The organism is Acinetobacter sp. YH12142, from assembly GCF_013418435.1.
Lineage (GTDB): Bacteria > Pseudomonadota > Gammaproteobacteria > Pseudomonadales > Moraxellaceae > Acinetobacter > Acinetobacter amyesii.
This window is the reverse complement of sequence record NZ_VPCB01000020.1, coordinates 43,368-53,140: the sequence shown is the minus strand read 5'-3', so window position 1 is coordinate 53,140 and position 9,773 is coordinate 43,368. Positions and strand designations below refer to the sequence as shown.

Here is a 9,773-nt window from a genome sequence, read left to right as displayed (position 1 = left end):
AAACTCTTCAGTTTAAAATCAATAGTACATATAGTGTACCAATCTTGGCTCATCAATTACTGACAAAAATTTGCTCAAATAAACTTCGAGTAATTTCTACCATCAATCAATGAAAATAATTTCGATCAATCAATCAGTAAAAATCCACACAAGTTGTTCTTCATAATCTCTTAATGATCTTTCTAACATTTCGTCAATGCTAGAAGCTGGACTTCGATAAACTCAACAACTCAACAACTCAACAACTCAACGCTTCGCGTTTCGTTCGTTTCCGTCTATCTCGTCGGTATGGTGCTCATTATAGGGCAATTTCTTACACGTGCAAGTGCTTTTCACTCACAAAGAACATGAGTGTTTCATTTTTATGCACCATTATGGTTCAAAAAACACACTTTATTCACATAAATACATGATATTTATTACAAATATCATGTAAAATATTTTTCCTATTTTGTGTGCTTAGTTTTTTACAGGTGCTGCTTTAATCACCACACTCTGTATAACCACTGGGTTTACAGGGACATTTTGGTGCATTCCATAGTTCGCAGTTGGAACTTTTACGATTTTATCGACGATATCCATCCCTTTAGTGACCTTACCAAAAACAGCATATCCCGCATTCATTGCACTTTTATTGAGAAAGTCATTGTCTGCAACATTAATAAAGAACTGACTACTTGCTGAATCAGGATGATTCATCCGTGCCATTGCCAATGTGCCGCGCTTATTGCTCAAGCCATTACTTGATTCATTCTTAATAGCCGCTTTTGTTGGCTTCTCCTGCATTTTGACATCCATGCCCCCACCCTGAACCATAAATCCAGGAATCACGCGATGAAAGATCGTGCCGTTATAAAATTTTTCTTTTGCATAGCTTTCAAAGTTTTTAGCTGAGATAGGTGCCTTGTCATTGAATAGCTCAATTTCAATATTGCCTTGAGAGGTTTTCATTTCGACAATAGTATTGGCAGCAAAACTGCTTAAGCTCACACAGCCAAGTGCTGCGGTAAATAAAATCTGTTTTAACATTTGCTAACTCTTCTGGTTGATCTCGTACTTGTTATTGACTGTATATTAGTCTTTGATGATTAAAAAGTAATTATTCTGCCATTATTAAAACGAGAACAATGATGACGCAAATAATACCGTCGGACACTGCATTGACACATTTACCGCCTTGGCAACTGCGTGGCGATGCTTTTATTTTAAATTATTGGATCTCTCCGAGTTTTATCCAACAAGCGCAGATGTTCCGTTTAGCGACATCACCTTTGGGTCGTGTGGTTCAGGTGTTATTGGTCCGATATCATGATTCGCCTGTGGGTCCTTATGACGAATTGCTGATTTTAGATCACCCTTTATGGAGTAAGAAAAGGTTAAGTTCGATACCTAAGATTTATGTTTCGACAGATATCTCTGTCATTCATGGCCAAAAACTCTGGGGTATTCCTAAAGAGTTGGCAAAGTTTGAATGGCAACAACATGACAATGAAGTGGTCTGTACTATAGAAGTTGAACAACAAAAGATGCAGATCCGTTTAAAAAAATCACGTTTACAGCGTTCTTTCTATATTAATAGTCATCATATCCCTGCAGCGATGTTGCAAATCAGACAAGCGTGGGAAGGTAAGCGCTATCAATTTTCACCGAAGTTTCGCGGACGGCTATCTAAACTGAAACAGGTAGAATGGCACAACACACAGGACATTTTTCCAAATTTTTCTGAAGCACGATTATTGCAAAGCTTTTATGTCCCCCAATTTAGCCTCGTTTTTCCTGCTGCAAAAATCCAAGATAAATAACCCAATAAATAAAAACCCAGTGTTTCACGTGAAACACTGGGTTTACTTTATATAAAGGAATGATTAGCTACGTTTATCCCAAAATTTACGGAACTTCGTACTGATCTCAATCACGTATTTTTTAGCTCGGTGCGAAACCGGGGTTAAGTTAATAAAGCCATGGGTTTGATCGGTATATTCTTGATAAAACACTTTCACCCCTTGCTGACGGAGTTTATGCGAATAAATTTCACCTTCGTCATGTAAAACGTCATGCCCTGCCGTCACGATATACGCAGGTGCGATACCTGCCAATTTTCCATAGGTCGGTGAAATTAATGGATCATCCAAGGCCACAGCATGTTGTTCTGCATATAAAGCCGTTACGACATCAATATCTTTTTCAGTCAGAACTAGACCATCTTTATACGCATAGAAAGATGGGTGGCGACTTTTGAAATCCACTACTGGGTAAATTAATAGCTGAACTTGCGGGGCAAAAACTTTCTGAGCACTGCGCTGCGCAACCGCAGTAGCAATATTGCCGCCTGCACTATCCCCTGCCACCGCAATTCGATTTTTTAGAATTTTAAACTGACGACTATTTTGATAAGTCCAAGCCAAGGCATCTTCACAGCTTTGCATTAATTGAGCTGGGCTGGCTTCTGGTGTTAAAGGATAATCAATACTTAAAACTTGTGCTTTGGCATGCACGGCCAATAAACGACAAACTTCATCATGCGTGTCTAGACCACCCACCACAAAACCACCACCGTGATAGAACACGATCATCGGTAATTTTTTATTTGGAGCAGGATGATAATGACGCGCAAACAGCGTAGCACTTTGTAAAGGTAGACGTATATCTTGCACTTGTTTCACAAAGGTCGGCTTGGTCTTGATCGACTCCATCTGTAAATCAAATAATTTACGAGACTTCACATAGTCTTCAGTCACAAAGCCTGACTTACCTTGCTTGAGTTGAGCCGCCATCATGCATTTCACCAGCGGATCTAATTCTGGAAAAATAAACGGATAATCGAGACGTTTTGCGAGGCTTTCTTTGGCAAAGTTAGGAAGACGATCAAGTAACCGAGCAGCCGTACCTTGGCCTTTATCTTTCATATTTTTAAGTGATTCATTCAATGCAAACATGCTCTATCCTTCGAATTATGCTCTTCATACTTTCTACATGATCTAGGTCAAATGTGACCATATTCACATATAAGTCTCAACATCAACATACATAGTACAGACCTAGTTAAGCTAATCTTCTTTTATAGAGTTGTCATTGACAATTTACCCAAGTTTTATGGGTTGATTATGCTAACCCATTCTCGATAAAGGATACTCACCATGGCTAAAAAGATCATCCTTCTGTCTTTTGCGACTGCTTTTTTGGCTGTAGGCTGCGTAGCATTCCCTGAAGATGGTTACTACGATGGACGTTATGATCAACGTTATGACCGCCGTTATGATAATAATGATCGACGCTATGACAATCGTTATGATCGCCGTTACGACAGTCGTTATGAACAAGACCGCCGTACATGGGAACGTCAACAACAACAACGTAATCGTTTAGAGCTTGAACGTAGAAAGCAGCAACTTGACCAGCGTAACTGGGAACAGAATCGTAAAAATCAACAAGAGTGGGATCGTCGTAAAAACGAACTCGAACGTCAACGTCTAGAACAACAGCGTAAATACTCTGAAGCTGAACGTCGTAAACGTGCTGAACAAGATCGTCAAAAAGTCAGCAAAGAGCGTCAGCGTTTAGAAGAACAGCGCCGTAAAGCTAGTCAAGATCGTAGAAAACAAACTGAGCAAGAGCGCAAAAAGAATATTCAAGATTTAAGAAAGGCATCAGATCAACAACGTAAAGCGGCTGAAGAACGTCGTCGCGCATGGGAAAATCGCCGTTAATTGATGTTTTTTGCAGATCGGTTAAAAGTAAAAAGCTCATCTACATGATGGGCTTTTTTTTCGTTCATTAAAAATAGAAAAGGTAAAAAAAGCAATAGAAAAAAAATAGACAGAAGAGGCATCCTATCTTCTGTCTATTCTTGACTGCCTGTTGTTACAGGTCAGAGAGCATTAAACAATCTTATTGCTGAACTGTAGGTTGCGGTGCAGGCGCAGATTGAACTTCAGCACCTTGAGCTGATGGATCTGCTTGAACCACAGCACCCGATTGCTCTGTCGTTACAGATGCTTCAGTTGCAGACGTTACTTGTGCGGTTTCTGGAGATTCTACAGTTTCTTGAGAAGTACAACCTACCGCAGCTAAACCAAAACCTAAAACTGCGACAGCGAATAAACCAATTTTTTTCATCTTCATTATTTCCTTCATTGAATCATTAAAAGCAAAGCTCAACTTTGCCCGAGTCATAATGGAAAATAATTCTGTGAAGTTCCCACCTTCTGAGTTGTACTTTGTACGAGGCACGGTACAGCTTATGAAATGTTTTATTAATTAGGCGGTTTTCTTTCATTTTAAGGCTTTACATCATTTTTTTAACTCAAGTGCTTTGTTTTTTATTAAAAAAATAAATATAAATGATTTTGAATAAAGCGTGATCACAGCTTTTGAATACAACAAAGTTCAACAAAACTTGCAACTCAGTTACTTAAGTGGCTGTTTTTATAAATTTCATGCAAAAAAAAGCCTGCTTATGAGAGAAGCAGGCCATGAAAAACACATTTGAAATAAATTAAGAAACTACAGCGATAGAATCTGAAACAAAGAATACTGTGCTGATCATTTTTTGTGAAATATTTAATAAAACTGATACTAAGAGTTTTTATGTATAAATATTAACCACTATTTTTTGAGGCAAAAAAAATGCTGATTCTTGGGAAATCAGCATGGAAAAGTGTTTCTAAAATCTAGAGGTAGTCACCATATCCCTCTCTCCAATGGATATGGTCACTTCCGATAGATAAATTATGCAAATTTTCAGGCACAAAGAGAAACCGTTAAAATTTATGATGAAAATCTATAAATCCGATCAAAATATGATTATACATTCAAATCAATAATTTATATTTTCATAGAATTTAATTTTGCAGTCGATATTTGGCTGAAAAACCATTTATTTGAATAAAAAATTGCATTTAATCGCTGACTTCGCTTGAATTTTTATACCCTGCCCCGATTTCTTTTATTAATCATGAATTCAAAACGCATGGCAGTTACGCATCGATGTCGTTTGAACGCACAGCTATAAGGACTGAACATGTTTAAGAACCCATTTAAACGGAGTAAATCAATGGCGACTGAGCAAAACCAAGACGCTCAAGATCTTCAACAAGAGCAAGCAGAACAGCAAACTCAAGCTGAAAACGAGCAAGCTGAAGTTTCAGTTGAAGATTTACAAGCACAAATCACCAATTTAGAAGAAAGCTTAAAACTTGAAAAAGCACGTACTGCAAATGCCGTATATGAAGCGCAAAAAAGTGTAGAGCGCATTCAACGCGAATCTGAAAAGCATAAAGATACTGTGCTGGAAAAATTTGCAAAACAATTGCTTGAGTCAGTTGATAACCTTGAACGCGCGATTGCTGCGGCAGGTGATGAAAAATCAGGTTTATCTGAAGGTGTAGAACTTACACTGAAATCATTGCTCAGCACTTTAGAAAAATTTGGTGTGGTTGCTGTGGATACTGCAAATGGTTTCAATGCAGATCTTCATCAGGCTGTGGGCATCGATCCAAATGCCAAATCGAATGAAATCGGAACAGTATTGCAAAAAGGCTATAGCTTAAACGGTCGTCTATTACGTCCAGCTATGGTTATGGTTGGTGCATAAACCCAAATTTTCTGAGACGAATTAAAAATTTTAACCAATATTACTTGAAAATTTTTGATTGGCTCTCATATCGGATAACAAGCGAAAACATCGTAAAAGAATTTTAGAGGAAACATCCAAATGGCGAAAATCATTGGTATTGACTTAGGTACTACAAACTCTTGCGTAGCAGTACTTGAAGGCGACAAAGTAAAAGTAATCGACAACGCTGAAGGCGCTCGTACAACCCCATCTATTATTGCATATAAAGATGGCGAGATCCTTGTCGGTCAATCTGCTAAGCGTCAAGCAGTGACTAACCCTAAAAACACATTATTTGCAATCAAACGTTTGATCGGTCGTAAGTACCAAGACCAAGCTGTGCAAAAAGATATCGGCCTTGTACCTTACAAAATCATCAAAGCTGACAATGGCGATGCTTGGGTTGATGTAAACGACAAGAAACTTGCACCACAACAAATCTCTGCTGAAATCTTGAAAAAGATGAAAAAAACAGCTGAAGACTACCTTGGTGAAACAGTAACTGAAGCGGTAATTACTGTTCCTGCGTACTTTAACGATGCTCAACGTCAAGCGACTAAAGATGCAGGTAAAATTGCTGGTTTAGATGTTAAACGTATCATCAACGAACCAACAGCTGCTGCACTTGCGTTCGGTATGGACAAAAAAGAAGGCGACCGTAAAGTTGCGGTTTACGACTTAGGTGGTGGTACTTTCGACGTATCAATCATTGAAATCGCTGACCTTGATGGCGACCAACAAATCGAAGTGTTGTCTACAAACGGTGATACATTCCTTGGTGGTGAAGACTTCGATAATGCGTTAATTGAATACTTGGTTGAAGAGTTCAAGAAAGAACAAAGCGTAAACTTGAAACAAGATCCGCTTGCACTTCAACGTTTAAAAGAAGCTGCTGAAAAAGCAAAAATCGAGCTTTCTTCTTCGAATGCAACAGAAATCAACCTTCCATACATCACAGCAGATGCGACTGGTCCTAAACACTTAGTGATCAACGTGACTCGCTCTAAACTTGAAGGTTTAGTTGCTGAATTGGTTGCTCGTACAATTGAACCATGTAAGATTGCACTTAAAGATGCAGGTCTTTCAACCTCTGACATCTCTGACGTAATCTTGGTGGGTGGTCAGTCTCGTATGCCACTTGTACAACAAAAAGTACAAGAGTTCTTCGGCCGTGAGCCACGTAAAGACGTGAACCCAGATGAAGCTGTAGCGATGGGTGCTGCGATTCAAGGTGCAGTACTTTCAGGTGATAAAACTGACGTACTTCTTCTTGACGTAACTCCGCTTACACTTGGTATTGAAACAATGGGTGGCGTGTTAACAGCGATCATTGAGAAAAACACGACGATTCCTGCGAAGAAATCTCAAGTGTTCTCAACTGCTGCAGACAACCAACCAGCTGTAGACATTTCAGTTTACCAAGGTGAACGTAAAATGGCTCAACAAAACAAATTGTTGGGTAACTTCCAATTGGGCGATATTCCACCTGCTCCACGTGGTGTACCACAAATTGAAGTATCATTTGACATCAACGCTGATGGTATCTTGAAAGTATCTGCAAAAGATAAGAGCACAGGTAAAGAGCAATCAATTCAAATTAAAGCTAACTCTGGTTTGAGCGATGCTGAAATTGAAGCGATGATCAAAGATGCTGAAGCGAATGCTGAAGAAGATCGTAAATTTGAAGAATTAGCGAAAGCACGTAACGAAGCTGATGCACTTGTTTCTTCTGCTCAAAAAGCAGTAAAAGATCTTGGCGAACAGGTAACTGCTGATGAGAAATCTGCAATCGATGCTGCTGTAGCTGAGCTCGAAGCAGCGACTAAAGAAAACGATGTAGATGCAATCAAAGCGAAAACTGAAGCACTTCAAAACATCATTATGCCGATCACTCAACGTGCTTATGAAGCTGCACAAGGTCAAGGCGGTGCTGAAGGTTTTGATCCTAACGCTTTCCAAGGCGCTGAAGGTCAAGCTCAAAAAGCAGATGACGGCGTTGTAGATGCTGAGTTCACTGAAGTAAAAGATGACAAAAAATAATTTGTCGCTTTAACTGAGTTTTTCAAAGCTCAAAAAGACCGCGCGAAAGCGCGGTTTTTTTTGTGGATGATTTTATCTGCATCAGGCAATATTCAAATAACACGCAAACGTTCAAACAGCCACATTCTTCTCGACTCACCATCAATCTAAACTTAGATTTGCATAGCGCTAAATTTCAGTTAAATTAATGCAAAATAATCAAGTTTTGCGACGCTATGCGTTTGATTTTAATTATTGTTGTCATCGTTTTGAGTACTTGGTGGATCTATCAAACCAAGCAGCATCCTCAACTGAAATTTAATTCAATTTCAGATCGACTTTTACACCCTCTCGATACCCGATTGCGTTATCGGGTTGCTGATGTCGATCCGCGTTTTGGATTAAGCCAACAACAAGTCATTCAACTTAGCCAAGAGGCTGCAGAGATATGGCATAAAGGGACGCTCAAACCGTTATTTATCTATGACCCAAATGCACAACTGGCGATCCATCTCATTTATGATGATCGCCAAAAACAATACAACGCCTATAAGCAAGTCCAAAAGACCTTAGCCGCAGATAAAGCTCGTAATGATTTATATGCCGAGAACTTAGCAAATTCGAGAAAAGGTCTGGAGATGAATGAGCAACAGCTCCGATCAAAACAAGCCATGATCCGTGTGGAAATCGCACAGCTGTCGCAAGAACGTATGAGTTGGAGCCGAATCGAGCATGCGCAAGGCCCCAATATGCAACGCGTTGAAAGAGAACTTGCGCAAGTCAAAGCACAAGCGATGCAATTAGACCAAGAAATAGATCGATTTAATCAGCAAAATGATCAATTTAACCAACAAGTCTTAAGCTATAACCAGCAAATCGATCAATATAATGCAGGCGTGATACAAGCCAGTCAGCGCTTTCCTGCTCGAGAGTTTCATAAAGGTGTCTTTATGGGGGATCAGATTCAGATTTATCAATTTGATGCCGAAGATGATTTACGCCTTACCCTTGCCCACGAACTCGGACATGCTCTCGGCTTATCTCACCATAATGACCCTGCTGCATTAATGTACCCAATTTTAGGCGCGCAACAATTAGAAAACTTTAAACTGATGCCAGCAGACCAAAGCTTACTGTATTATCGCTAGTGTACCCTGATCATAAAAAACCATACAATTTATAAGGATATTGCAGGATTCACCAACAAAAATCAGCATTTCATGTTATTGTTGATATGCAATAATTTCCTTATATCAATGACATCTTCCGTGGAGAGCAATGTGAGTTACTACCATATCTTAATTGAAGTGAATGACCACATCAGCACGATTGAACAAACCCGTGATATTGAACTTTTTGATATTACCGAAATTCAACCTTATCTCCATGCAGTACTTTTACCATTTTTTAATGAGCAACTCATCGAACTCGAAGACGAAAATCTTGAGTTTAAAGATGTCTTGCATTTACAAGTCAAACAAACCCTATTGCCGATCCGTGACCTCATCGAAGAAGAACAACGCCTGCTTCCGAGTGATACCGATATCACCATTACGGCTTATGAAATTTTTAATAATTATCAATTGAGTCAAGACGTGACCACAGTGATTTTAGATCTGTTAGAAGCGCTAAAATTTGAAGCCTAATATCGATTTTAAACATTAAAAAAGCCCTCAAAATGAGGGCTTTTTTATGGCTCAATTCATCATCGTGATTAGATCGAGAATGAAGATCCACATCCACACGTGGTTGTCGCATTCGGGTTTTGTACCACAAAACGAGAACCCTCTAAACCTTCAATATAGTCGACTGTTGAACCAACTAAATATTGATAACTAAGTGAATCCACCAACATTTTCACGTCTTCATTGAGAAATTCAGCATCATCTTCGTTTTGGCTTTCTGCAAAATTAAATCCATATGAGAAACCTGAACAACCACCACCAGTCACATATACACGTAACATGAGGTCTTGATTACCTTCACTGTCACGCAATTGGCGTACTTTATTGGCAGCATTGTCAGTCAGCACAAGTGCTTGAGCATTCATGATGGATTCCTCTGAGTCATTGGGGTGTCTTTAAAAAGAAAAGACCATGTTTCAAGTATAACATACTCAATATATGGTCAGTCTTCACAG

10 protein-coding genes are annotated in these 9,773 nt (G+C 39.1%); 6 read left to right on the top strand and 4 right to left on the bottom strand.

The window, feature by feature from the left end:
* Positions 1–459: 459 nt before the first annotated feature.
* Complete coding sequence (locus FTU77_RS13930; protein WP_180005529.1) at positions 460–1,029, bottom strand: peptidylprolyl isomerase; 570 nt, start codon at positions 1,027–1,029, stop codon at positions 460–462.
* Positions 1,030–1,130: 101 nt separating this feature from the next.
* On the opposite strand from FTU77_RS13930, the gene FTU77_RS13925 reads away from it, so the two are divergent.
* Positions 1,131–1,802: an acetoacetate decarboxylase family protein gene (locus FTU77_RS13925; protein WP_180056046.1), complete on the top strand. Its 672-nt coding sequence runs from the start codon at positions 1,131–1,133 to the stop codon at positions 1,800–1,802.
* A gap of 63 nt (positions 1,803–1,865) precedes the next feature.
* Here the strand turns inward: FTU77_RS13925 and FTU77_RS13920 are convergent, their stop codons facing one another.
* Entirely contained in the window at positions 1,866–2,936 is a 1,071-nt protein-coding gene (locus tag FTU77_RS13920; protein WP_180036046.1) for an alpha/beta hydrolase, read from the bottom strand.
* A 201-nt stretch (positions 2,937–3,137) separates the two neighbouring features.
* Between FTU77_RS13920 and FTU77_RS13915 the strand changes: the two genes are divergently transcribed.
* Entirely contained in the window at positions 3,138–3,707 is a 570-nt protein-coding gene (locus FTU77_RS13915; protein WP_180056042.1) for a hypothetical protein, read from the top strand.
* 181 nt (positions 3,708–3,888) lie between these two features.
* Here FTU77_RS13915 and FTU77_RS13910 read toward each other — a convergent pair whose 3' ends face one another.
* The gene (locus FTU77_RS13910) at positions 3,889–4,116 is read right to left on the bottom strand and encodes a hypothetical protein (RefSeq protein ID WP_228144800.1); all 228 of its coding nucleotides are present in this window, start codon (positions 4,114–4,116) and stop codon (positions 3,889–3,891) included.
* Between the two features lie 937 nt (positions 4,117–5,053).
* On the opposite strand from FTU77_RS13910, the gene grpE reads away from it, so the two are divergent.
* The 4 genes from grpE to FTU77_RS13890 all read left to right on the top strand — a co-directional run bounded on the left by grpE (position 5,054) and on the right by FTU77_RS13890 (position 9,279).
* Positions 5,054–5,593 carry a nucleotide exchange factor GrpE gene (gene grpE, locus FTU77_RS13905; protein WP_111885723.1) on the top strand — a complete coding sequence of 180 codons (540 nt, stop codon included), beginning with the start codon at positions 5,054–5,056 and terminating at the stop codon, positions 5,591–5,593.
* Positions 5,594–5,713: 120 nt separating this feature from the next.
* Entirely contained in the window at positions 5,714–7,654 is a 1,941-nt protein-coding gene (gene dnaK / locus FTU77_RS13900) for a molecular chaperone DnaK (protein WP_078194438.1), read from the top strand.
* Positions 7,655–7,869: 215 nt separating this feature from the next.
* Positions 7,870–8,781 carry a matrixin family metalloprotease gene (locus tag FTU77_RS13895; RefSeq protein WP_180056041.1) on the top strand — a complete coding sequence of 304 codons (912 nt, stop codon included), beginning with the start codon at positions 7,870–7,872 and terminating at the stop codon, positions 8,779–8,781.
* Between the two features lie 120 nt (positions 8,782–8,901).
* Entirely contained in the window at positions 8,902–9,279 is a 378-nt protein-coding gene (locus FTU77_RS13890) for a hypothetical protein (RefSeq protein ID WP_180005534.1), read from the top strand.
* 68 nt (positions 9,280–9,347) lie between these two features.
* On the opposite strand, the gene erpA is transcribed toward FTU77_RS13890, so the two are convergent.
* A complete protein-coding gene (gene erpA / locus FTU77_RS13885) occupies positions 9,348–9,683 on the bottom strand; it encodes an iron-sulfur cluster insertion protein ErpA (protein ID WP_180056040.1) in 336 nt (111 codons plus the stop codon).
* Positions 9,684–9,773 lie beyond the last annotated feature (90 nt).

What these genes read in the sequence shown, in the direction of transcription:
- FTU77_RS13895 (WP_180056041.1), top strand. Translation starts at nt 7,870, where the DNA reads ATGCGTTTGATTTTAATTATTGTTGTCATCGTTTTGAGTACTTGGTGG.
- FTU77_RS13910 (WP_228144800.1), bottom strand. Translation starts at nt 4,116, where the DNA reads ATGAAAAAAATTGGTTTATTCGCTGTCGCAGTTTTAGGTTTTGGTTTA.
- FTU77_RS13925 (WP_180056046.1), top strand. Translation starts at nt 1,131, where the DNA reads ATGACGCAAATAATACCGTCGGACACTGCATTGACACATTTACCGCCT.
- FTU77_RS13920 (WP_180036046.1), bottom strand. Translation starts at nt 2,936, where the DNA reads ATGTTTGCATTGAATGAATCACTTAAAAATATGAAAGATAAAGGCCAA.
- FTU77_RS13915 (WP_180056042.1), top strand. Translation starts at nt 3,138, where the DNA reads ATGGCTAAAAAGATCATCCTTCTGTCTTTTGCGACTGCTTTTTTGGCT.
- FTU77_RS13930 (WP_180005529.1), bottom strand. Translation starts at nt 1,029, where the DNA reads ATGTTAAAACAGATTTTATTTACCGCAGCACTTGGCTGTGTGAGCTTA.
- erpA (WP_180056040.1), bottom strand. Translation starts at nt 9,683, where the DNA reads ATGAATGCTCAAGCACTTGTGCTGACTGACAATGCTGCCAATAAAGTA.
- dnaK (WP_078194438.1), top strand. Translation starts at nt 5,714, where the DNA reads ATGGCGAAAATCATTGGTATTGACTTAGGTACTACAAACTCTTGCGTA.
- grpE (WP_111885723.1), top strand. Translation starts at nt 5,054, where the DNA reads ATGGCGACTGAGCAAAACCAAGACGCTCAAGATCTTCAACAAGAGCAA.